This is a genomic window from Microbulbifer mixtoriginis (SeqCode) (assembly GCF_052467515.1).
In genome coordinates this window covers 3,552,422-3,577,399 of record NZ_CP174314.1, presented here as the reverse complement: position 1 = coordinate 3,577,399, position 24,978 = coordinate 3,552,422, and the positions used below count along the sequence as shown (strand labels likewise).

General features: G+C 48.0%; 16 protein-coding genes. 12 read left to right on the top strand and 4 right to left on the bottom strand.

Annotated elements, in window-relative coordinates; translation table 11 throughout:
• Window positions 1-413 precede the first annotated feature (413 nt).
• The 6 genes from ACJJIT_RS15455 (at window position 414) to ACJJIT_RS15430 (ending at window position 10,284) form a co-directional block, all read left to right on the top strand.
• Window positions 414-2,144, top strand: coding sequence for an SLC13 family permease (locus ACJJIT_RS15455; protein WP_444898956.1), 1,731 nt, complete (start codon window positions 414-416; stop codon window positions 2,142-2,144).
• A 34-nt stretch (window positions 2,145-2,178) separates the two neighbouring features.
• The gene (locus ACJJIT_RS15450) at window positions 2,179-3,099 is read left to right on the top strand and encodes a glycosyltransferase family 1 protein (RefSeq protein WP_444898955.1); all 921 of its coding nucleotides are present in this window, start codon (window positions 2,179-2,181) and stop codon (window positions 3,097-3,099) included.
• Window positions 3,100-3,128: 29 nt separating this feature from the next.
• Window positions 3,129-5,141 (top strand): capsular polysaccharide biosynthesis protein, encoded by a 2,013-nt coding sequence (locus ACJJIT_RS15445; RefSeq protein ID WP_444898954.1) that lies wholly within the window; start codon window positions 3,129-3,131, stop codon window positions 5,139-5,141.
• A gap of 136 nt (window positions 5,142-5,277) precedes the next feature.
• Window positions 5,278-6,348 (top strand): phytanoyl-CoA dioxygenase family protein, encoded by a 1,071-nt coding sequence (locus tag ACJJIT_RS15440; protein ID WP_444898953.1) that lies wholly within the window; start codon window positions 5,278-5,280, stop codon window positions 6,346-6,348.
• A gap of 691 nt (window positions 6,349-7,039) precedes the next feature.
• Window positions 7,040-8,293 carry a capsule biosynthesis protein gene (locus ACJJIT_RS15435; protein WP_444898952.1) on the top strand — a complete coding sequence of 418 codons (1,254 nt, stop codon included), beginning with the start codon at window positions 7,040-7,042 and terminating at the stop codon, window positions 8,291-8,293.
• 221 nt (window positions 8,294-8,514) lie between these two features.
• A complete protein-coding gene (locus ACJJIT_RS15430) occupies window positions 8,515-10,284 on the top strand; it encodes a DEAD/DEAH box helicase (protein ID WP_444898951.1) in 1,770 nt (589 codons plus the stop codon).
• A gap of 81 nt (window positions 10,285-10,365) precedes the next feature.
• On the opposite strand, the gene ACJJIT_RS15425 is transcribed toward ACJJIT_RS15430, so the two are convergent.
• Entirely contained in the window at window positions 10,366-10,905 is a 540-nt protein-coding gene (locus ACJJIT_RS15425) for a cytochrome b (protein WP_444898950.1), read from the bottom strand.
• A gap of 101 nt (window positions 10,906-11,006) precedes the next feature.
• A complete protein-coding gene (locus ACJJIT_RS15420) occupies window positions 11,007-11,942 on the bottom strand; it encodes a LysR family transcriptional regulator (protein ID WP_444898949.1) in 936 nt (311 codons plus the stop codon).
• A 182-nt stretch (window positions 11,943-12,124) separates the two neighbouring features.
• On the opposite strand from ACJJIT_RS15420, the gene metE reads away from it, so the two are divergent.
• On the top strand, window positions 12,125-14,356 hold the full coding sequence (gene metE, locus ACJJIT_RS15415) for a 5-methyltetrahydropteroyltriglutamate--homocysteine S-methyltransferase (RefSeq protein WP_444898948.1): 2,232 nt from the start codon (window positions 12,125-12,127) through the stop codon (window positions 14,354-14,356).
• Between the two features lie 78 nt (window positions 14,357-14,434).
• Here metE and ACJJIT_RS15410 read toward each other — a convergent pair whose 3' ends face one another.
• The gene (locus ACJJIT_RS15410) at window positions 14,435-16,486 is read right to left on the bottom strand and encodes an amidohydrolase family protein (RefSeq protein ID WP_444898947.1); all 2,052 of its coding nucleotides are present in this window, start codon (window positions 16,484-16,486) and stop codon (window positions 14,435-14,437) included.
• Between the two features lie 280 nt (window positions 16,487-16,766).
• The gene (pepQ, locus tag ACJJIT_RS15405) at window positions 16,767-18,080 is read right to left on the bottom strand and encodes a Xaa-Pro dipeptidase (RefSeq protein ID WP_444898946.1); all 1,314 of its coding nucleotides are present in this window, start codon (window positions 18,078-18,080) and stop codon (window positions 16,767-16,769) included.
• Window positions 18,081-18,163: 83 nt separating this feature from the next.
• Here pepQ and purU point away from each other — a divergent pair, with 83 nt between their 5' ends.
• From purU to ACJJIT_RS15380, 5 genes are all read left to right on the top strand, one after another.
• Window positions 18,164-19,000, top strand: coding sequence for a formyltetrahydrofolate deformylase (gene purU / locus ACJJIT_RS15400; protein ID WP_444882584.1), 837 nt, complete (start codon window positions 18,164-18,166; stop codon window positions 18,998-19,000).
• A 32-nt stretch (window positions 19,001-19,032) separates the two neighbouring features.
• A complete protein-coding gene (locus ACJJIT_RS15395; protein WP_444898945.1) occupies window positions 19,033-19,485 on the top strand; it encodes a hypothetical protein in 453 nt (150 codons plus the stop codon).
• Window positions 19,486-19,593: 108 nt separating this feature from the next.
• On the top strand, window positions 19,594-20,325 hold the full coding sequence (locus ACJJIT_RS15390) for a helix-turn-helix domain-containing protein (protein ID WP_444882582.1): 732 nt from the start codon (window positions 19,594-19,596) through the stop codon (window positions 20,323-20,325).
• A gap of 462 nt (window positions 20,326-20,787) precedes the next feature.
• Window positions 20,788-23,526, top strand: coding sequence for a TonB-dependent receptor (locus tag ACJJIT_RS15385; RefSeq protein ID WP_444898944.1), 2,739 nt, complete (start codon window positions 20,788-20,790; stop codon window positions 23,524-23,526).
• A gap of 112 nt (window positions 23,527-23,638) precedes the next feature.
• The gene (locus ACJJIT_RS15380; protein WP_444898943.1) at window positions 23,639-24,958 is read left to right on the top strand and encodes a glycosyl hydrolase family 18 protein; all 1,320 of its coding nucleotides are present in this window, start codon (window positions 23,639-23,641) and stop codon (window positions 24,956-24,958) included.
• Window positions 24,959-24,978: the final 20 nt, after the last annotated feature.

Sequence of the window (24,978 nt, the reverse complement as noted above, 5' to 3'; positions counted from 1 at the left end):
TCCATAGCTATATACTATGGGAGTTTGCTCGTAGTTGGCGCAAAACATCTTGGATTTGTTGCCACAGATTTCATATCGGGTTTAGAGGAGGTTTTTCGGGGGTAGTTTTTTATCTGTTGAGTAATTTTTGAGCAATTTTAGATTGATACCTGTTTAATTTATAAGCAGGTGGTTTATTGTTCATGCACTGGCATACTTAGGGCTGAACAACCCAATCTCTTTAGTCACTGATAGAAGCTATTGGGATAATGTGCTTCCATCTTCACCCCTGCGGGAAGAACTAGATTCATTACGAGGTTGGGAGCAAAGCTAGGCGTTGGGTGCCGGCAACAGATTTAGTATAGTTTGCCTTTGCCAAAGATATCTGTCAGGTGAAATATCTATCTAGGTAACCAGAGCGACCCCCCAACTTTATGACTTTTTCCCAATTATTTGTTGCTGGCACTTTCGGTCTAGTTATCTTTACGCTGATTTTTACTCGTGTTCGTCCCTCCTTGGTTTTTGCCTCTGCTGCTATTGTATGTTTTTTGACCGGGTTGGTTCCAGCCGAGTCGGTGCTACAAAAGGCGGTTAACCCCGGCTTGGTGACATTGGTCGTGTTACTACTAATCTCTATTGGCTTGGAGAAAGCACGCTGGCTCCGGGCGATCTCTGATGGTTTGATCGGTGGGAAGTTAATATCCAGCCTACTTAGACTTACCAGTGCTACCGCCCTGAGTTCTGCCTTTTTAAATAACACAGCCATTGTCGCAGCGTTGGCATCCAGCGTTAAGGCTCAGAAGCGCCATCCTTCAGGTAAGCTCCTGTTGCCCTTATCTTATGCAGCCATTCTCGGTGGTACACTGACACTAATAGGCACCTCTACTAATTTGATTGTAAATAGCTTTGTCTTGGATAGGGGGGCGGCGTCACTGGACTTTTTTGCTTTCCTACCTATTGGTAGTGCTGCGGTTATGGTAGGGCTGGTAGTATTGTTACTGTGCAATCATCTACTCCCCGAAGGAGGCGCTGTAGAGGAGGAGGCGGCTCAATATTTGTTGGAGGCTGAAGTCACTCCCGCTTCACCGTTGGATGGTCGTAGTGTCGAGCAAAATAATTTGCGCCAACTCGAAACACTTTACCTAATCGAGATTGTCCGTGGAGGGCAGAGTATTAGCCCTGTGGCCCCCACCGAACTTATTCGTAGTGGTGACAAGCTGATTTTTAGTGGTGATGTACGTGACATACAAAGGCTCCAGGCTATAGAGGGGCTGCATTTGTTTGCATTGGATGATGATACTCTGCATATGGACCTGACAGAGGTCGTTCTAACTCCCAATTCCAGTATCGTCGGTGAAACGTTAAAAAGTTGTCAGTTTCGAACTCGTTTCGATGCAGCCGTGGTGGCAATGCGCCGAGGCGGTGATCGCCTGTCCGGAAAGCTTGGTGAGGTTGAGCTTCAACCTGGTGATGCCTTACTTTTGGCGGTAGGGCAGGATTTTAAGCATCATCGTAATATTGATAAGAACTTCTATGTAATCAGTGGTACTGATGTACAACGCCAACTAACTTCTAGGGACAGTTGGTTACTGGGGCTGGGGTTTGCGAGTGTTGTGGCAGGATCAGCTCTGGGGTTCTTTTCACTACTAAAAGGCTTGGTGGTATTGCTAGGTTTTATGGTGATATTGAACATCGTTACTACCACTGAACTACAACGGCGCTTTCCATTCCAGATCTGGATCATTATTGCCAGTGCGTTAGTCTTAGCAGAAGCTTTCTCCGGTAGTGGACTGGCAGATAGTCTTGCTCTGTCAATGCGAGATTCACTCCAGGGGGCCGGGCCATTTGTTGGGGTTATTGGTATTTTTTTGTTAACTCTGTTGTTAACCGAATTGATGACCAATAATGCTGCAGCGGCGCTCACATTTCCATTAGCCTGGAGTTTAGCCGATAGCTTTGGCGTTAGTTGGATGCCGTTTGTGATGGCTGTAGCCTATGGGGCCAGTGCAAGCTTCCTGACACCTTTTGGCTATCAAACTAATTTAATTGTACAAAACTTGGGCGGTTACCATTTACGTGACTTCTTACGTGCAGGCTTACCCCTCACAATTGCCTATTCAATAACTGTTTTGATACTACTGCCAATCATATTTCCTTTTAAGTGATGACCCTATATTTACCTGAACTATTGGAGTATGAATGGAAGTAGTCAGCCGTTGGATCGTTGTAGAGGAGGGGCCTAATCCCTCGACCGATTACTTTGTTATTCCCTACTTACGCAAGTTTGGGGTAAATATCAAGCGCTTGAATTTCAATGAGCTTCCTTCTGAAGGTGAGCTCAAAGGGGCGCAGCTCATTTTTGTACGTTATATTTCTCGTTCCTGGCAATCACTAACACAACAGAATTTAAGCAAGTTATCTGGCGTTTCGGTATTTCTTGATGATGATTTGTTGGATTGGTCGGCCTTCGCGAGGATGCCAGTGCGCTATCAGGCCAAAATCCTGCGCTATAGCTGGTCCAAACAGCGTTGGCTAAAGTCTATAGGGGCGAAATTACTGGTCTCAACTCCATTTCTACAGAATAAATATCGGGATTGGTCCCCTGAATTATTGTCGGCAGAGCCACTGGATCTAGATAAAGGACAGCAACTTTCTATTTTCTATCATGGATCAGCGTCCCACTATGAGGACATCAACTGGCTCTATCCAATTATCAAAGAAGTAATGGCAGAAAATCCGGATCTGAGCTTTGAGATTATTGGGGATAAACATGTAAATCGTTTATTTAGTGGTGTTCCAAGAGTACGGGTACTGTACCCCATGAAATGGCCTACTTATTTATCCTTGCTACGGAGGCCGGGACGTTCTATAGGCTTAGCTCCTCTTTTGGACAGCCCCTTCAATAGGGCAAGATCCCATACCAAATTTTATGATATTACGCAGGCAAGTGCGGTGGGCATTTATGCGGAGGGGGATATCTACGGTAAGGTGGTTCGACATCAGGAGAATGGAATTCTATTGCCTATGGAGCCATCACTCTGGATAGAAGGCATTTTACAATTGGCAGCTGATGATGCTTTAAGAGGAAAACTGCTGAGTGAGGCAAAAAAATGCCTGTAGTTGGGCACTGCTCCTTAGGGCTTAGCAGAATGCGTACCCTAGAGCGTTTTCTTGGTGCTAAGTGTCAATATGTATTTTCCAGGCCTAATAGAAACGTAAGCCAAATGGTGGGCTGGGGGCTCAAGGCTACGTCGATAAAGGCAAAGCGAATAGCCTCACGGAATGGACTTCCTTACTTCTGTATTGAGGATGGTTTTTTACGCTCCCTGGGATTGGGAGTGGAGGGAGCACAAGCGCATAGTTTGGTCATGGACTATAGCGGTATTTATTACGACGCCTCTCGCCCCAGTGATCTTGAGGGCTTGATCAGTGCGAGTGATTTTAGCGTTGAAGAACTCAATAGGGCTGAAAATGGACTTCATCTTCTTCGCACCCACCGTTTGTGCAAATATAACAAATCGGTTGACATCCCTCTGGATTTAGCAGATGAGCGTCCGGCGATCCTAGTGGTAGACCAGACTTATGGTGATATATCAATAACCGCTGGGTTGGCTTCCGAGAGGCACTTCCGGGAAATGCTGCGAAGTGCGATTACTGAAAATCCAGGTGCTGAGATCTGTGTCAAAGTGCATCCTGACGTTATTTCAGGCAGAAAACGTGGTTATTTGCAAGAGCTTGCAAAGCAAGAAGGCTGTAGGATTATTGGACAGGATTTATCTCCATGGTCAATATTTGACCGCGTTGAAAAAGTCTATGTAGTTACCAGTCAGCTGGGTTTTGATGCATTGATCGCAGGTAAGGAAGTGCACTGTTTTGGTGTTCCTTTCTATGCAGGCTGGGGGCTCACAAAGGATCGCCAGCTTGTTAACAGACGCAATGTAAAACGAACACTGGTTGAAATTTTCTGTGCGGCCTATCTTCGCTATTGCCGTTATATCAATCCTTATACGGGTGTTACATGCGAATTTGAAGATACGTTGTCATTGATTTTGGAACAAAAAAGACAGTGGCAACGTTTTCAGGGGACATGGTTAGGAATTGGATTTTCCCCATGGAAACGCAGTTTTATTCCCAATTTTTTGGGGGATAAATCTAGAATTACTTTCTTCAGGTCTCTTGATAGGGCTGCAATAACCAGACCTAATACCAATATTTTGGTGTGGGCCAGTAAGGTTACAGATACTTTGGTTGAGCAGTGTCAACAAAATCAATTAAATTTATGGAGAATTGAAGATGGTTTTCTACGCTCAGCGGGTTTGGGTGCTGACCTGGTAAAACCAAGCTCATTGGTGCTGGATGCGTGTGGTATTTATTTTGATGCCCGCTATTCCAGTGATCTGGAAGTGTATCTCAATAGTGCTAGATTTTCATCGGAAAGTTTAATTCAAGCAAAAATATTGAGAGATAATTTAATAAATAAAAGAGTAACTAAATATAACATTGGTCGAGAATTGTCACCTTATGAGCTGGAGATTCCGAGGGATAAAAAAATTATTCTAATTCCCGGTCAAGTTGAGAGCGATGCTTCCATTGCCACTGGATCGCCACTAATAAAAAGTAACTATGCTTTGTTGAAAGAGGTGAGGACGAGAAATCCTAGTGCCCATATTATCTATAAGCCCCACCCAGATGTTGTTGAAGGTGCAAGAGAAGGGGGGATGCCTGTAGGTGCAAAATCCCTTTACGACAGTTTAATTGAAAAAGGTGATATTTCTCTGCTTTTGGATAAAGTGGATGAAGTGCATACCATGAGTTCACTGTGTGGTTTTGAGGCTTTGTTGCGAGAAATCAAAGTGGTAACTTATGGGCTTCCTTTTTATGCTGGTTGGGGGCTTACAGAAGATATACTTCTCAGTTTGCCAGTATATGACGCTTTCGATTTGCAGTCTTTTAAACTTCGGCGGCAAAGAGCGTTAAGTTTGGAGCAATTAATCGCTGGTACTCTACTTTTCTATCCTGTATATGTGGATCCGGTGAGCGGTGAATTTATTGATGCAAAAACCAACATTGAGATCTTGCAAAAAAATCGCAAGCCTGAACAATCGGCGAGCTTTTTCTTGCAGATGTTTCGTTGGTATCGGAGTCGATTTTTAAAGTATTGAATTTTAGCTCAATACTTTTTATCTATTGATGTGGCAACAAATATAAGTCGGTTTTGAGTGTTTGATTTTGTTGGGCCTCCCTCTTTTTTGTGGGGGTTAAAACCTGCTTAGAACATATTTTAATTTGGGGAGTGTTATGTGGCGTTCTATGGTTGGGCTAAGCTGGAAAGTACCAAAGTGGATTTTTGAGTTGCTCAGCTGGGGTAAAAGCTTTAAGAATAATCCCCTGCTGGGCAATAGCTTCTTAAATCACTGTGGGTTACATGTGATCAGAGTTATTCTGGCCCACCTGCTTTTTCGATTTCGTCTTTTACTATTATCTCCTTTGGTCTCCTCAGAAGATCGACGTGAATTCATACGTAATGGTTATTTACTTAAGAAAAATTTTCTTTCTCAGGCTGAGTTTCAACGCTTGACTAAAGAGTTGATTGAGCTGAAGGCCCCTGTCAGAGAGGTTATTGAGGGAACTACCATTACCCAACGAGTCTTTATGGACTCTACGGAGAGAGCTAAAACACCAAACTTTCAAAGGCTTTATTCCCATAAAGGTTTGGATAGATTGATGCGTTATTGTTCTTCAAAGAATCGACCTCCACTCTTTTATATTGAAAATTTATGTAACCATGCGAACGTCACTCCACGTCCAGATCCTCAGCGGGATTTGCATGCAGACACGTTTCATCCATGTGTAAAAGCCTGGTTATACATAGATGATTCTTCAGATACTAATGGCTCATTTGTTTATGTTCCCGGTTCCCACCGGTTGACATGGAGGCGGCTCAAATGGGAATACAGGCAGAGTTTAGAAGCATGTAAGAAAGGGGCCGATCGTGCTCCAGGGCGCTATTGGGATGGCTCATTTCGCGTAAGTGCTCCGGAACTGGCAGAAATGGGTTTTAAAGCGGAGAAGCTATCCGTGCCGAAAAATACGCTTATCATTGGCAATGTTTATGGTTTCCATTGCCGTGGTAGGGCGCTGCAAAAGTCACACCGAATGACGGTTTGGATGCAGGCGCGTGATAACCCATTTAACCCCTTGTTCACCCCTTTTCCGAGATCAACCGCGTTGCTATTTGAGTGGATATGGAAGAAGGCGTTGATGAAGATTGATAGCCGGAAAACAGAAGGAGGAGAACAGAGTAACTATTTTGGTACCTTTAATCGTGCTAAAAGTGTGATGGCTTCCAAAATACTTGAGTCTGAATAATTCTGAATGCAATCGATTGAAATATATTTTATTTTAAGTTGGGCACTGTAGTGCAGAGAAAAAGTTGGCTCTTGAAAAAGTGAGCGCGCATCAAGTTATTTGAAATATATTAGAGGATTTTAAACCCGCTAGAGACGAACATTGCTGGCGAGTTCCTCGTGTAATAGGTTGTCTTGGCATTATTTTCTTTACTCTCTAGAATAGCCGTCCGTGAAGTACGCCACACTCTTCAAATGAGCAATCTCAGAGAGTCATCTGTTCTGCTATATATAAAGTGAAGGCTACTGGTGTCTATTCCGGTTCCTATAGAGCCTTCTTCCAACCCCATTACTGAAATGAATTTTGAATCTGCATCAATTTACCAGAGAAGTATCCACAGGCCCGCATCGTTATTTATCGGGCAAACTTGTCTCTAAAGGTGGCTTTTCAGGCTATCGCCTGATGGATAAATTTGCGGTAATGTATCCTGAAGACCTGTTTATGCCGCTAACTTAGTGCCTGTACAATCGATGTTCGTTTTTTATTCGGAAATTTTTGGGCTATTGAATGACCAGCTTTGTGTTTCTTGTTGCGATGTTTATTGGTCTGCTATAGCAGTCGTTTGTATGTGATGAGTTATCGATCGTACCCTTGATGTTTCATTGTTCAGTTTCAATGCCCCTAGTAGGGTGACTCCGGAGTAGGCCTATTCATGTCTGTGGCAGTATTTTTACAGGGACCGCATGGCCCGTTTTTTGCCCAGCTGGCAAAGCGGTTTTCGCAACTCGGTGTTGTTACCCACAAGATCAACTTCAATGGAGGTGATCGCTACTTTGGCTGGGGGAACTACCAAGTAGATTTCACCGGTAGAGAAGCTGACTGGCCATCTTTTTTTCGTCGTTATCTTTCTGAGCATGGCGCTGATACGGTTTTTGCATATGGCGACTGCAGAAGGCTGCATGAAAGCGCCAAAAAAGTATGCCAATCGATGGGAGTTGCTTTTATCGTTTTCGAGGAAGGCTATCTGCGCCCCGATTTTGTCACTATGGAGTGGGGTGGGGTTAATGCTTTTTCCTCAACTGATTGGTCTAGGCAGGCAATAGACCAATATCTCCCTAGAGGCTGTACCCCGGCGGCGCCAGTTGGTCATACTTTTTGGCGGCGTGCCTACTTCGCATCTGCTTATTACTTGGCTATGCGTTTTGCCCAATCAGAGTTTGCCAGTTATCGCCATCACCGGAATCGCAGTTGGTTACAGGAGGGCGTCTGTTGGCTGAGAAGCTTTTATCGTAAGGGGCTCTATAAGTTCAACGAGCGCGGCCTTATCCGCCAGATGACTGGAAAGTACAGTGGCCGTTTTTACCTGTTTCCTCTGCAGACCTGCGATGATTTTCAGTTGCGCAAGCATTCTGACCTGCTCTCGATTGAGAATGCGATAGATGTCGTGTGTAAATCTTTTGCACGAAATGCGCCTGAAGATACGGTCATTGTTTTTAAGCACCATCCGATGGACCGCGGCTTTTGCCACTATCAAAGGCTGATCAGTGTACTGGAAGCGCGTTATCGGATAAGTGGGCGGGTGATTTATTGTCATGATCTGCATTTACCGACCTTGTTGGACCATACAAGGGGTGTGGTAACTATCAACAGTACTGTGGGCATTTCCGCACTGCTTCACAAGGTGCCTACCAAGGTAATGGGGCGGTCCTTATATGATTTGCCGGGTTTGACGCACCAGGGCAGCCTTTCTAGTTTCTGGAAACAGCCAGAGCCGGTAGACATCAATTTTTTCCGGCGTTTTCATACTTATCTGTATGAGCGCACACAGGTGGATGGCAGCTTTTCCCGGGGGCTTAAGTCGACAGTGGACAGGGTTTGTGCCCGTTTGAAGGAAGTTGGTAGAAAAGACTCCATTTTGCCACTATCAAAGCCTGTCGGCACTAATATCAGGACCGATGCAAAATGAGTGTTTAGTGGTTTTTTCACTAGATTGCGGCCCCTGCCTGGTCTTTTCTCTTCTATCATTCTCCCACTGTGGGGCCGAGATTTCGCAGCTGTTGTGGCTTTCTTCTGATATCTGCTTAAAAAACAGGCTGATCTGGGACGCCTAACCTGTTAGACTGCGCGACCTTTTGACCCACCGCTCCGGTCCCACGACAGGGACTTAGGCTTCAAGTGAATTCCGAAATGACCGATACCCCAAAACCGGCCGGCTTCGACCAGCTGGGCCTGCCGCCTGAAATCCTAACTGCCATCGAAAAACTGGGCTATGAGACCCCCTCTCCGATTCAGGCACAGACAATCCCCTCCCTGTTGGAGAATCGCGATGTGCTGGGCCAGGCCCAGACCGGCACCGGCAAAACAGCTGCTTTTGCACTGCCTTTACTGTCCAAACTGGACCTGAAAAACCGTCGGCCGCAAGCTTTGGTATTAGCGCCGACTCGTGAATTGGCTATCCAGGTAGCCGAGGCTTGCCAGGCTTATGCTTCTAACCTGAAAGGCTTCCACGTGGCTCCAATTTATGGCGGTGCCGACTATCGTGGACAGATCCAACAATTAAAACGCGGTGTGCAGCTAGTGGTGGGTACCCCTGGCCGAGTGATGGATCATATGCGTCGCGGTTCCCTGGATCTCTCCAATCTGAGTACCTTGGTGCTGGATGAGGCCGATGAAATGTTGCGCATGGGTTTTATCGACGATGTGCAGTGGGTATTGGAACAGATTCCGGAAGAGCGCCAGATCGCGCTGTTCTCCGCTACCATGCCCAAAGAGATCGCTCGGATAGCTCGCGAGCATTTACACGAGCCGGTTGAAGTCAAAATCCGTGTTAAGCAAGAGACTGCGGAGACCATCCGCCAGCGCTACTGGCCCGTGGGCGGTTTGCATAAACTGGATGCCCTGACTCGTATCCTCGAAGCCGAGCCGGTAGATGCAACGATTATTTTCGTGCGCACCAAAAACAGCACTGTTGAGCTTGCAGACAAGCTGGCAGCGCGCGGTTTCGCCAGTGCCGCCCTGAATGGCGATATGGCGCAGAACCTGCGCGAGCAGGTAATCGATAAGCTCAAGAACGGCAAGCTCGATATCGTTGTGGCCACTGATGTGGCAGCGCGCGGACTGGATGTGAAACGTATCAGCCACGTGATCAACTACGATATCCCTTACGATACCGAAGCCTATATTCATCGTATCGGTCGTACCGGCCGCGCCGGTCGTGAAGGGGATGCCATCTTGTTTGTGGCGCCGCGTGAACGCCGTATGCTACGTGTTATTGAGAAGGCCACCAAGAAACCCATTGAGAAGCTGGAGTTACCCAGTGCCGAGATGGTTAACAGTGCCCGTATGCAGCGCTTCCGCGAGCGTATTACCGCAACCCTGGAAGGCCAGACAGACCTGGCACCCTACCGCTTGCTAGTGGAGGAATTCCTCGCCCAGAATGAAGTGGACCCACTGGATGTCGCTGCTGCCTTGGCCTCCATGGCCCAGGGTGATCAGCCGCTGCTGATCAAAGAGCAGGAGTCCAAGCCGCGCAGGGAAAGAGAACGCCGCGAGCGGGACGATGATTTTGAAGGGCGTCGCCGTAAGAAAGACGGTTATGAAAAAGACCGCAAGATGCCAGTACCCGATGAGGGGCTGGAGCGCTACCGTATCGAAGTTGGTCGCGAGCACGGTGTGCGTCCGGGTGGTATCGTTGGTGCCATTGCCAACGAGGTGGATCTGGATAGTTCCTTTATAGGTCGTATTGAGATCTATGGAGACTTCACCACCGTGGACCTTCCGGAAGGTATGCCCAAGGAAATTTTCCAGCATCTGAAGAAGGTACGGGTGGCTGGTAAGCCCATGAAGATTTCCCGTTTCGATGAGTCTGCCGTTAAGGCGAAGGGCAAACCAAAAGGTAAGCCCAAGGGCAAACCCAAGGGCAAGCCCAAGTTCAAACGGGATAATGGTGGGGAGTAATCTTTTCCCTGGGAATCCCGAGGCATAAAAAACGGCGCTTATAGCGCCGTTTTTTATGCCGCAAATCTAGGGTAGCTGTGCTTAGCGCTGCGGTAGCATACGGGTCAGAGTGCTGTCGTGCATGACGAAGTGGTGCCAGAGCGCGGCAGCGATATGCAGTCCCACCAATATCAGCAGGGCCGGCCACAGAACATCCTTGTGCAGGAAACCGAGCTGCTTGCCCAGGTCTGAATTCTCTGCTAGTAGGCGCGGTAGGGCAAAAAGGCCAAAAAACTCTGTATCCCTGCCGAACAGCTGACGCATCGCAATACCGGAAACCGGCATTGCTAGTAAAACCAAGTAGAGAGCACCATGGGTCAGGTTGGATAAGGCCTTCTGCCAGGAGCGGCCCTGGATCTGCGGGCGCTTGTGGCGCGCACGCCAGTAGAGACGAACTGCCAGCAGCATTAACACCGCGACACCCAGAGAGAAGTGCAGGCGCATAAACCAGCCGCGCAATGGATCGTCGCGTTCAAAGAATTCGTGCAGCTCTACGGCGCCCCATACCGCCAGTAGTAGAATCACAAACAGCCAATGTAGGCCTTTACTCACTGAGTTCCAGCGATCATTCGTTGTGGACATAGAACGTCTCCTGTAAAGCAGCGCCCAGCGCGGGCGTTAGGTTGCGGCGGGCGTGTGCACCCGCTCCAGTTATCTGTTGCTGATAGTAGTGGCTAGTCCGCTTAACTCGCCGCGCGAATCCCGTTTAGATGGCTAAAACAGGTATCCCGGGCGGTCCGCAGAAAGTCAGCGGCATAGGCTTGCTCCAGCATTTCCTCGCGTACGGCGGCATAAAGGGTACTCCATAGACCCTTTTTTCCCAGACGCAGCTGCGCCACAAATCCTTTTTGCAGATATTCGTGCAAGGCCCAGTTGGGCAGAGCGCAGACACCTCGGCCACTGGCCACCAGCTGCACCATCATAACCGTCAACTCTGCCGTGCGTACACCCGCGGGCTCGATGCCAGCGGGCTCGAGGAAATTCTGGAAAATATCCAGCCGCTCCCGCTCCACCGGGTAAGTGATCTGTACCTCCCCGGCCAACTCCCCGGGAGTCACCCAGCGGCGTTTGGCATCATCTTGCAATAGAGGATGTTTGCGGCTGAGTGCTAGGCACATCTCAAAGCTGAATAGTGGCTGATAGTGGATGCCTTTCAAATCCCGGTCTGGATTAGAGGTGACCACCAGATCCAAGTCACCGCGGGTAAGGGCTGGCAGCGGTGCGAAGTGAAAGCCACTGCACAGATCCAGCTCCACCTCGGGCCAGTCGTCGCGATAAGTATTCAAAGCCGGCATCAACCACTGGTAACAGCTGTGGCATTCGATCGCGATATTCAAGCGTCCCGACTGGCCGGAGGCCAGCCGCGCCAAGTCTCGCTGGGCTAGAGCCGCGCGCGGCAATATGTCATCGGCCAGCTGCAGCAGGCGCAAGCCGGCGCTGGTAAAGCGTAGCGGGCGGGATTTACGCACAAATAGTGGCAGGTTGTGGCGCTCCTCCATTTCCCGGAATAGATGTGAGAGGGCCGATTGGGTCAGGTGTAGATGCTCAGCGGCGCGCACCAGGCTGCCAGTCTCACGCAGAACAGAGAGGGCGCGCAGATGGCGCATTTCTATCATCATTAAAATTATTCATGTTTATGGCAAAAAATATGAAATTGATTGAATAACATTGCAGGCACACAATCAAGTCCTAAGCCTCACAAGTGGTGAAGCCGCAATCGGTAGACAAATAGCGCCGACATGTGTGGGCAGGAAAAAAGGGCTTGGCCCCTCTCACAGGAACGGACTTGGGAAAGTAGAAAATGGTGCAAACGCATGTCCTTGGTTATCCGCGCATCGGCGCTGATCGCGAACTAAAGAAAGCTCAGGAAGCCTATTGGCGCGGTGAAATATCTCAGCAGCGGCTACTGGAGGTTGGTGAGAGTATTCGCCGGGAGAACTGGCAGGCCCAGGCAAGTGAGGGGCTCAATTTAGTGACGGTTGGTGATTTTGCCTGGTATGACCAGGTGCTCAATCATTCGCTGATGTTTGGTGTGGTTGCTGAGCGCTTTGCCGAAGGGGCTGCGAGCAATAAATTGGACCAGTACTTTCGTCTGGCCCGCGGCCGCGCGCCCTCCGGTCAACCGGTTGCGGCGAGTGCCATGACCAAGTGGTTCGATACCAATTATCACTATTTAGTGCCAGAGCTTCACGAGAAGCAAACTTTTACCCTGGATAGTAATTGGTTGCTGGAAGAAATACGTGAAGCACAATCCCAGGGTTATAAGGCCAAGCCGGTGGTTCTCGGGCCGCTCACTTACCTCTGGTTGGGGCGGGGTGTTGATGATGTTCTGGATTTGCTCGCCAATCTATTGCCCTGCTATGCCGAGCTGCTTTCCCAGTTTGAAAGCCTGGGGGTGGAGTGGGTGCAAATTGATGAGCCGATTCTCGGCTTGGATTTGCCAGAGCAGTGGCGCAAAGCGTTTCACGCTGTGTATGCCCAACTCAACCACACGGCAAATTTGCAATTGTTGCTGACGACCTATTTTTCCCCGTTGCGGGAAAACCTGCAGTTGGCTTTTTCCCTGCCGGTTGCGGGAGTACACATTGACTGCGTACGGGCGCCAGAGGAGATTGCGGAAGCCGCGCAGTTGCTTGGGGAAGATCAGGTACTTTCCGCGGGGGTACTGAATGGCCGCAATGTTTGGCGAGCGGATTTGCAGAAGTGGCACTCACAGTTGAAGCCTCTGGCGGATCGTTTGGGCGAGCGCCTATGGGTTTCGGCCAGCTGTTCACTACTGCACAGTCCGGTGGACTTGGATACCGAAACATCGTTGCCGGCTGAGCAAAAACAAAAGCTTGCCTTCAGTCGCCAGAAGTTAGCGGAGTTGGCCCAGTTGCAAAAACTATTGGCCGAGCCAGTTCCATCAACGGCCACTCCTGTAGAGAATCCTATCGCCGGCAACTCCGTCACTGAGCGCTTACAGGACAGCTGGCGTGCACAGCGCTATCAGGAGCGCGCGGTACTGCAGGAAAAACGCTGGCAGTTACCACTGCTGCCGACCACCACGATCGGTTCTTTCCCACAAACGGACCTATTGCGCAAGGTACGCCGCCAGCATCGCAGCGGTGAGATCAGTGAGTCGGATTACACCCAGCATTTGCGTGCGGAGATTGCCGAGGCGATCCGTCGCCAGGAAATTCTTGGCTTGGACGTGTTGGTACACGGTGAAGCAGAACGCAACGATATGGTGGAGTATTTTGGCGAGCAACTGCAGGGGTTTGTGCATACAGGCAATGGTTGGGTACAGAGCTATGGGTCCCGCTGTGTAAAACCGCCCATTATTTTCGGTGACATTTCTCGTCCACAGGCTATGACGGTGGAGTGGAGCCGCTATGCCCAGAGCCTGACCCAAAGGCCGGTAAAAGGCATGCTCACAGGTCCAGTGACGATTCTCAACTGGTCCTTCCCTCGTGAGGATATCCATCGAAGTGAAAGTTGCTTGCAGATTGCCGAGGCATTACGCCAGGAAGTATTGGATCTTGAGAATGCGGGTATAGGAATCATTCAGATTGATGAGCCGGCTCTGCGCGAAGGGGTTCCCCTGCGTGAATCCGAGCATGCTGATTATTTTGCCTGGGCGGTGGGGTGTTTTCGTTTTACCTGCAGCGAGGTAAAAGCGGAAACCCAGATTCACACCCATATGTGTTATAGCAATTTCAATGCAATCATGGAGGCGATTGTCTCTTTGGATGCGGATGTCATTACTATCGAATCAGCCCGCTCAGATCTGCGTCTGCTCAGTGCTTTTGCCGATAGGAATGGCGGTTACCCCAATGAAATAGGGCCGGGAATTTATGATATCCACTCCCCTAATGTGCCTGAGCGGGAGGAGCTGGTTGAGCGTCTGAAGAAAATTGCCGAAGTAGTGCCGATACAGCGGCTTTGGGTAAACCCAGATTGTGGCTTAAAAACCCGCAGCTGGGCCGAAGTGGGCTCCTCCCTACTGAACATGGTGGAAGCGGCGCGTACTGTACGCAGCGAGTTGGCCTAATATTTGGCTTTAAAAAAACCGGCAGTCTTTTTGACTGCCGGTTTTTACTTTTCTTTTTTTGCTTACCGCTTTGTCTTTTTATTCAGACTTGGCTGCAATGGTAGTCGTACCATTTATTTCAAATGGTACCGAGGGGTGAAATGGTTTGATGCCCAGGGCTTGATACAGTTCATCAGGGCGATAGAGATTTTGCCCTTCAATAACCAATGCGGTGCGACGCAGTGCGCTGATATCTTCCAGCGGATTACCTTCCAGTAAAACCAGGTCTGCATTTTTACCCACGGTGATACTGCCAGTATATTGATCGGCTCCCATTACCTGGGCGGGTACCAGTGTGGCAGTACGTAGTACATCCATAGCGGGTATACCGGATTTGGCATAGAGCTCCAACTCGCGCAGTAGGGTAAACCCGGGAATACCATCGGAACCCGCTACCATGGTCACTTTATGCTCATGCAGTTTACGCATCATTTTCAGCAGGGCATCGGCGGAGAGGTCGTAGTCATCCCTGTGTTCCGGTTTTACATCCAGCTCGGCACCGACAAATGCGCGCTGAATATTCACCGGTAAATGGTCGGCGATATCTTCAAACTCCGGATCTATTTTGCCAGGTTGGCGTAGCAGCATAGAGCTAAATACGGTAGTCGTGGCATCTACCACTGTACCTTTCTCAGCGAGTTTATCCAGGAATTCATCAACCTCTGCACTTTCCAAGTCCAGCTCGTGGGCATGTTCACCAATTTCGGTAAAACGTAGTTTTTTGCGGGTGTCGATCTTGCCCATAAAATTGAGGAACAGCATATTGATATGCTGGATTTCATCAAAGCCGGCATCCACCGCTTCCTCTGCGGTCATAAAGGCGGGGATATGCCCGGATAAGCGCATGCCGTTTTCGTGGATATGTTTGGCTAAGGGTGCGATCCACTCGGGCTCCATGGAGCTGTAGGTTTTTATCTGCTGGTAGCCATGTTCCGCATACCACTCGACAATTTCCTTGGCTTCTTCCAGGCTATCTGCCGTTTTACCCATGCGCATGGCATTTTCACTTTCCCGGTCCATAAAGCCCGCACGGAACAGGTCACCGCCGATAACCTGTTCGGACTCATACAGGCCGGAGATGCGCATAATATTTTCGTGGGTATTACCGATATCGCGCACATTAATAATACCGGCGGCCATATTCAGGGCACCATCAGTGGGTGATAGGTGTGCGTGCATATCCCACAGCCCGGGAATCAGGGTGTGGCCTTTGGCATCGATATGGGTGGCGTTTTGGACTTCGATTGGGCGGCGGCTAATCTTGGTGATTTTGCCGTTTTCCACCAGTAGGTGGCGACGCTTGCGAAGCTTGCCCGCTTCTACATCGACCAAATTGACGTTGCTAATCAGGATCGGTTGGGCGGAGGTATGGGTGTGCTTTTCGGCGATATTCAGTAAATACTGGTCGGAAGCGGCAACCTGGCGTTCTTTGAGTTGTTGCAGGTGGGATTTATCCCAGCCTTTGCGCAGTATGGCGAACCAGCCTCCTTCATCGGCAGCAAACAGATCACCGGATTCATCGTACCAGGCCAGGTCCGGAGTAAAACCCAGGCCACTCACACCGTAGAGATTCACGGTTTTCTTCTCATCGCCCTGCTCAAGAGTGAGCTGATCCAGCTTGTGTAGCTGAGCTTGTCCTTGGGGTAGTAAACCTATGCTGTGATCCTTATCGGCAAGTAGCGCTTTTACCAGCTGGGTTTGTACGGCCAGAGTCGAGTTTTTGGGAATATAAAACTGCGCTTCGGAAGTTTTTGCGCTGCCGTGTTCATCGGTGCCTTGCCAAGTGGCCACACCATCTTTCAGTGTAAACTCTTCATTAACTGGCGCGCCAAAGGGACTGATACCTTCAATGTGGACCTGCTCGGGCATTTTGGCAGCGCCGATCGTGAAGCTCTCCTTTAGATTGAGTCGGCGGTTATTCCAACCGAGCTTTAATTCTCCGGAAATTTTTGAGCCCTTTTGTTCGATCACCTCGCTGCCGGCGATACCCTCTTTATCGTAAAAGATATATTCGATTGATTTTGCATAGGCGCAATTGGCAGTGGCAAATACCGCTGCGGCGACCAGTGTCGCTAGCCTGGACTTTTTCATAGGGTGAACCTTTCTTGTTGTTTTTGCGCAGGGGAGGTTGGCTGTTTTTTTCTATTCAGGCAAGAGATAGCAGTACAGAGAGTGATGGCTTTAGGAGTAATTTCGGCAGAAGGATGAATCAGGGCGACAGGGCGTTGGGATAAACCTCAGTGGTTTTTTATTTTACCTGTTAAGGGTGAGGGAGAGCTTGAGGAGATCCGGCAACCTGGAAGACAGCAAAACCTGCCAGATTGCCTTACTCTTGGCGAGAGCGAGTTAGAGTATTTGTTTACCTATGGCATTAATACTCTGCCTCGCAGGCGCGGGTGAGGTTCTCGTTCGCTTCGGCACCCACCACAATATTGTCCTCAATACGCACGCCGCCGTAGGGGCGGAACTCTTCAACCTTATTCCAATTAACTTCACTGGTAAGGGAGGAGACTTTCAATTCCGCAAGCAGACTATCGATAAAATAGAGCCCCGGCTCAATAGTAAACACTTGGTTTTCTTCAATAGTGCGGCTGGTGCGCAGGAAAGGGTACTCCGCAGGTGGGGGTGTGCTACCGCCATCGGGGCCACTCTGGTGACCACCCACATCATGTACCTGCAGACCGAGGAAGTGGCCCAGACCATGAGGCATAAATGGCTGGGTTAGTCCGGACTCCACCGCACTCTCGGCAGAAGATTTGATGATATCGAACTGGGCCAGCAATTCGCCAACTTTCAGATGGCACTGGCGGTGTAGATCCGGGTAGGGCAGACCGGGCTTGAGGCCGTCCACCAGTTGCAGCTGTTTTTCATCCATCGATGCCACCAGCTGAGCGAACTCGCTGTCGGCATAGCTATAGGTCCGGGTGATATCCGCACAATAGCCATTGCAATCGGCCCCGGCGTCGATCAGAAAGGTTTTTAACTCTGTGCCAGGCAAGCGTTGGGTGGAGAGATGGGTGTAGTGCAGTATCGCCGCGTGTTCATTGAGGGCCACGATATTGCCGTACGGCATGGTGTTCTCGCCCTGGCCGGTAGCACTCAAGTAGGCCTGGTTGATCTCGAACTCGCTGGCACCGCCGCGAAAAGCCAGTTCGGCGGCTCGATGTCCTGCCACCGCAATGCGGTTGGCCTCGCGCAGGCAGGCGACTTCATAGGGGGTCTTGTAGGCGCGCGCCCAATGTAGACGGTTGATTAGGGTTTCGGGGTTGATCTCGCCGAGTGGCCAGTCCTGGAACCTGTCGGCCTCACCAATGAAGGCGGCGTTATCCGCGTTTAGGAATTCCCGGGCATCTGCTGGCTTACTCAACAGCTCGATATCGTAGAGCTCACTCCAGAAGGTCTGTGGCGCGGGTGGGATATAGTGCCAGAAGTCCACCGGGCGGTAGAACAAGAGTTTGGGTTTCTGCCCGCGCCTGAAGATCACCCAACTGTTGGGGTTGTCGGTGATCGGTACCAGGGCCTTGAACTGGGGATTGACCTTAAAAGGGTAGGGATTGTCATCCAGAAACTGCATCCTGGGTGCACCGCTGAATACATTCAGGGTATCGAAGCCGCAGGACTCCAATATTTCATCGTAGCGGCGGCACAGGGTGGCCATATGATCTGCGTAAAGGTTTTTATCCATGTTCTCCCCGGAATGGATCGCTGAATCGATTAGACGGCATAGTGTATAGTCTGAACTCTGGATATTTGGCCTGAAATTCGACCATGGAAAAGAAGATACTGCTAACCGACTGCCCCGATGATAAGGGCCTGATCGCGAAGATTACCAATATTTGCTACAAGCACCAGCTCAATATCATCAAGAATGATGAATTTGTAGACCGCGCGGAGGGCCGCTTTTTTATGCGCACCGCCCTGGAAGGTATCTTCAACGACACCACTTTCCTGGAAGATTTGGATATGGCCCTGCCGCAGGGAGCCGAGCGGCGCCTGGTGTCCACCAAACGCAAGCGCCTGGTGTTGATGGTGACACGCGAGCCTCACTGCTTGGGTGACATCTTGATGAAGTGCTATTCGGGCGCACTGGATGTTGAGATAGCCGCTGTGATTGGCAACCATCCAGACCTGGGTGGGTTGGTAGAGAAGTTTGATATTCCCTTCCACTGTGTACCGGCACAAGACCTGAAACGCAGCGAGCACGAGGAAAAAGTGGCTGCTCTGGTAGATGAGTACAATCCGGATTACCTGGTTCTGGCCAAGTATATGCGTGTACTCACCCCGGAGTTTGTCGCTCATTATGCTGGCCGAATTATTAATATTCACCACTCCTTCCTGCCGGCCTTTATCGGGGCCAAGCCCTATCAGCAGGCCTATGAGCGCGGAGTTAAAATTATCGGTGCCACCGCTCACTTTGTGACTGATGATCTGGATGAGGGCCCGATTATTGAACAGGATGTAATACATGTGGATCATGCCTATTCGGCGGAGTCCATGGCGGATGCGGGCCGCGATGTGGAAAAGTTGGTTTTGTCCCGCGCACTGCAGTTACTGTTGCAGGAGCGGGTATTTATCCATGGCAATAAAACCGTGGTATTCAAATAATTGATAAAGTCTCCTGAGGCTAATAGCCTTTTATGGAAGCTATTGATGAGCCAAGAGGGCTTGCTGTGCTGAATAAAAATAAATTTAACTCCCCATTTTCCCCAATACGGCTATTTGGGGGCTTGGCAATTGCCCTGATATTGACAGGCTGTACCAGTAACAGCCCGATACCAGGAATGAAGGAATCCTTTGAGACAGAAGTTGCTCCCAATGGCGCCAAGCGTTTTACTTTTACGTTAAAGGGAAAGCAGCGTGATATCCCTGCGCCAGTTGTGGCAGGTTCCAGTGCTCAGTCCCGTATGCCGAGAGGGCCAGTGGAGAGCGGTGGCCCTTCAAGTCGTCGGGTAGAAGCCTATTTTGATCGGGCTCTGGAGCAGAAGTTGATAGAAACCGGTTTCTGCGAGCGTGGTTATTTTGAAATTGAGCGAATTATCTCCCCACATGGGGGAGAAGTGCGGGGTGAGTGTAGAGAGGGGGCATTTTGATACTTTTAGTGTCTTGATTAGAAAAACTTATTGAGTTTGTTAATTTTTAAGAGGTTAGTCAGTAAGCTCAGCTATATTCCAGTTTTATACAAAATGTAAATAAGAATAATGAAGTATAAATCAGTCTTGGAACAGGTCTCTACGCAGCAGATCATTGCAGTGTTTGACCTTATATCAGATATTATTTTCTGGGTAAAAGATGAATCCGGCTATGTGGTGCATTGTAACCGGGAATTTATTGAGCATGTCGGCTGCAGGTCATTACATCAGGTAGTTGGCCGTTCAGATATGGATTTTTCCCCTTCTTATCTCGCTAAAAACTATATACGTGATGACAAAAGGGTGATGTCAGGAGAGACGATTACAGATCGTCTGGAATTAAATATTGGTAAAACAGGCGAGTTAGTTTGGTTTACGACATCAAAGCGCCCATTAAAGAGTGCCAATGGAGAAATCATAGGAACCTATGGTGTAGCTCGAGACCTTAAAGAGACGGTTAAGACTCTCTCTAGAATGGATAAACTTAAAAGGCCAGTTGAATACATAAAAAATAACTATAGTCAGCCAATTGCCGTTGAAGATTTGGCAGAGGTCGCGAGTTTATCGGTTAGTGCACTAGAGCGGCGTTTCAAAAAATATCTGGATAAAACACCCATGCAATTCGTTCGGGAAGTTAGATTAGAGAACTCTCGTCGTATGCTGGTGGAAACACAAAGCCCAATATCTGAAATTGCTTATCGGGTTGGCTTTACATCTCATAGTTACTTCAGTAGACACTTCAAAGGCATGTTTGGACAGCTTCCAGCAAATTATCGTAGTGAAGTTCAGTCCAATATATAAACACCGAACAAGCTGAGTGTCCTCAGCTACTTTAGAGAGAGTTGTGCGTTAACTTCCCCCGATGAGTTGACAGCCGCCCATTTCATTCATTTCCGGAAATTCTAGACCCGAGTTTGACTTGGAATTTTATTCCTTAAAACAGGTAGTTAGTCGATTCATTTTTGGCTTTCTGCGACTACTTGTTTTTTCTTAAAAATCTAAAACGCCGATTTTGTTTCATTAGTATCCCAGTATTGATTACCTCTTCATCAAGGTTTTTTTTTAGGGTTTTAGTGCTCAACAAATGAACTGTCTTTTTGGGGTTTAGGGTCCCCTGACAGTTTTACGCCAGCCCTTTGAAAGGGGCTGGCATTTTTTGAACCGGTGAGAGAAAAAATAGAAAGTTGGGATGCTATGAAAATAATGAAGAAGAATAGCCGAAAAAGGGTTAATACCTGGAGCAGAGGTTTCAGGCAGAAGTCTATGGTTACTGCTATCTCGCTGGTCGTAAGTAGCATGGCGATCGCGGAAGATACTTCGGACTCTGATGAGAGAATTGAAGAGGTTCAAGTCATTGGAATTCTTGAGAGTGCTACCAAAAACCTTGAAATCAAACGGGATTCCCTTGCTGTAGTAGATGCTATTACTGCAGAAGATATTGGTAAGTTCCCCGATAAAAATGTAGCTGATTCTCTTCAGCGTGTGCCAGGTGTCACTATCGATCGCAGTGGTGGTGAAGGTAGCACGGTTAGTATTCGGGGAACCAGCTCAGAGTGGACTCTCACCCAGTTAAATGGAAATTACATTGCTACTTCCAGTAGTGGAGCTCCCTCCAGAAATTTTAACTACTTATTACTTCCCTCCAGTATGATCAGTAGGGCAGAGGTTTATAAAAGCCCCGAGGCAAGAATTGATGAAGGTGGTGTCGGTGGTACCGTTATCCTACATAGCCACAAACCTCTTGATCTTGATGCTGGACAAGGTGTAATCACCACAGAGACGACTTATTCAGATACTACCGAAGAGTGGGACCCACAATATAATGCTTTCTACTCCTGGAAAAATGAGAGCGAAACTTTTGGTATTTTAGTGGGGTACACCAGCCAGGACCGTGGCGTAACCGGAGTTACCAATTATGCAAGTGGCTGGCGTTTGCACTCCGATACTGATGAAAATGCAGATTTGTCAGCTCTTGTTGATCAGGCCACAGAAGAAGTTTTTAACAATGTGTGGGCGCCCACGCAGGTCAGTATTCACAACTCTAAGGAAGACCGAACCCGTGATGGATACCAGCTTGCCGCACAGTGGCGACCCACTGAACGCCTGGAGTTTGGTTTTACTTATTTCGGTTCCAAGCTTGGCTATGACACAAATACTCAAAGCCTGACATTTGCGGAATGGAATGATCATGACGATGCATACTATGGCATTGAAGTGGATGGAGATACAGTCGTCACCTATGGTTTTAACGACAATGGTGACCTTAATGAAAATAACTGGGGCGATGGAGATGTAAATGGCGGTGTAGACGTATACCGTGGTTTGATGTCTCCCCAGCTGACAGGCTATACCCGCAAGGGTGAATCGGAATCTAACACTTATGATTTTGAAGTTATCTATGAAGGGGATTTTTATACCGCAGCGATAAATGTTGGGCATACAGAAGCAGAGGGGGGAACTTCTGAACTCACATACGCTAATATGGATGCTCGTTATGGTTCCGTGGATAGCTGGCTTTGGTCAATTGCAGATGGTAAGCCGAACTATGAAGTTTCCACAGATCTCACTAAAGATACAGAAGCTTATCCCTATTATGACTGGTTTGGCTCAGATGCTACGGAAAATAGCGATGAAGAGAGTTACTATCAGCTAGATTTGGCATTTGATACTAACTGGGGAATTGTTAATAAGCTTTATGTGGGCACAAAGTATAGGGATCATGAGGCTAGATCCTATAGAGATATCTATCGATGGGATGACGAGACTGATGATAATGGCGGTTACCGAGGTTGGTTACCTGGCGATCAATGGTTCCATAATCCTGATTACCACCCAGATACTTCAACTTTAATTAGCGATAAGGTAGTTGATAATAGTGCTGGTAATACAGGTGCAATTGATTATCTGGCATTTGATACCGATGCCTTGATGGACTATGTGCGTGGAAACTTCAACCTCACTGTTATGCCAGTACTATCTGGCACTTATACAATTGATGAAGAAATATTCTCAACCTATGCCCAAGCTGATTTTATATGGCGAGACTTCCGCGGAAACTTGGGGGTTCGCTATGTCAGCACAAAATTATCTACTGAAACGTATGATGATATTACTGGAATGGAATCGGATGAAGTTATTGCTAACTCCCGCAGTAATACCACAAAAGAATTTTTGCCAAGTTTGAATGTTGCCTGGGATCTAACTGATGATCTGGTAATACGATTTACAGCCTCTAAAGCTATGTCAAGGGTGAGTTACGCTTATTTGGGGCAGGCTGAAACTTATGGTCCACCAGTTCATATTGTTTCTCCGGATGAGTGGACGGGGCGAGGAAGTGGCTTCTTTGCGAATACGGATCTGGAGGCCATGATCTCCAAGCAGTTCGATCTGGGCCTAGAGTGGTATTACGCCGATGGTTCTGCATTGGGTGTAACTTTATTTGACAAAGATATTGACAATCTGCCAATCCAAGTAACTGAAATTGTTGAGCGTGAGCACGATTGTTGTAATGGCCCTATTGAAGTGGAAATGAAGGGGCAGATAGGGGGAGGAAACGCAACTTCTAGAGGGGTGGAGTTGTTTGCCCAGTATGCTTTCGAAAGTGGCTTCGGTCTTATGGCCAACTATACATTTACCGATACCGGCACTTCCACGATCATTCTTGCTAATGAGTCAATCGAAGCTGAGATACCTGGTACCGCGAGACACCAATATAATTTATCTGCATTTTATGAGAATGAAAATTTCGGTGTTCGTGCCTCCTATAATTGGGTGGATGACAGGGTTACAAGTTTACATCGTGGGTATGCTGTATACGATAAGGACTACGGACAGTTGGATCTGAATGCAACCTATACCTTCACTGATAACTTTAATATCTCTGCCTCTATTATCAATTTAACTGAAGAAGTGGCGGAGGGATATTGGAAACAGGAAAATCGGATGACATACAACAACTACTCTGGGCGCCGATTTTATATTGGTGCAAACTATAAATTCTAACACCTCGTTGATCGTAGTATTGGGTGTAGAGCAAATGCACTACACCATTTTTTGACTTTAGATGTTAGATTGTAAAATTCACATAACTACATAATAAAAAATGAGCATAGATATGAAACAACCAACACTTAGAGCAATACAAGCTGCTTGTGCTACCTTTTTATTTCAGGCTGGTGCCTACGCAGACATTGAAGTGGTTAGTTCAGGCGTATGTCCTTCTGATGCTACAACAGTAAGCTATTCTGAAGCGCTTAATTATCCTGATGAATTTTGTGGTCTTCTCAATAGTGGTGATCTTGTCGGTCTATCAGGAGGGGCTTCAATAGAGCACCTGGGTGACAATTGCCAATTGACGGATAATGAAAGTCGTCAAATGTCCAAGACACTATGTAAGTCTGAACCTTCAGCACCACATGTTGTTAGTGGAAGCAGTTGTTCATCCGATGCAGACCCGGTTACCTATCTTGAGGCACAAATTTATAAAGATGAGCTGTGCTCTGTTCTGGGAGACTGGGAAATTGCAAACCTTGCCGATAATGCCTCCATGGATGGCAGTGGCTATGGGTGTGGTTCACGCAAGAATGAAATCCGTGAGCTGGGCTCAACACTGTGTAAATCTGATACTCCTCAGGAAAGTGGATCTGCTCCGAAAGTTGCCTACGTAGAGGTTAACAGTAATAACCTGGGCAATGCGGGCTGTTTTACAGAGAGCGATGGCAGTCAGTTGTTCGATATAGCTGTGATCTTTGCGGCAAATATTAATTACAATGGTCAGAAAGCTGTACTGCATTTTAATGACCAAGTGTCAGACTTGCTCAATAACAATTTGAGCACAGTACAAGACTTGCAAGACAAGGGTACGAAAGTGGTACTCAGCGTTCTCGGAAATCACCAAAATGCAGGTTGGTCTTGTTTTGCCGATGAGCAATCCGCTGATGACTTTGCTCAGCAGTTGAAAGATGCAGTGGATCAATATGGTCTGGATGGTATTGATATTGATGATGAGTACTCACAGTGCAGCCAAACCTATTCTGACTCCCTGGTAAAAGTGACTAGTGCATTGCGAGAGAAAATGCCGAATAAAATCATTTCCAAAGCACTCTGGAGTGATTCCGATGCTTTTCAGGCTGAATGGAATGGCAAGAAACTGGGGGATCAACTAACTTATGGCTGGGAGATGAGCTATTGGTTGGGCTCAAGTTGTACTTCAAGAATCCAGAAGTATATCAATCTGGGTGTTGATAAGTCTAAGCTGGGTGTTGGAGCTTCCACTGTTATGAATGGTGCATCTACTGCAAGTGCTTTGGCCTCCTGTAACGAAAATAATAACCTTGGTGGCGGCACTATGATTTTTAATGTGACTAAAGATTCTAGCAGCTACCTTTCTACAGTATGGCCAGGTACTTCAGCAGTTCCTAGTTGCCTTAAGTAGTTCATAAATATTGATATTTG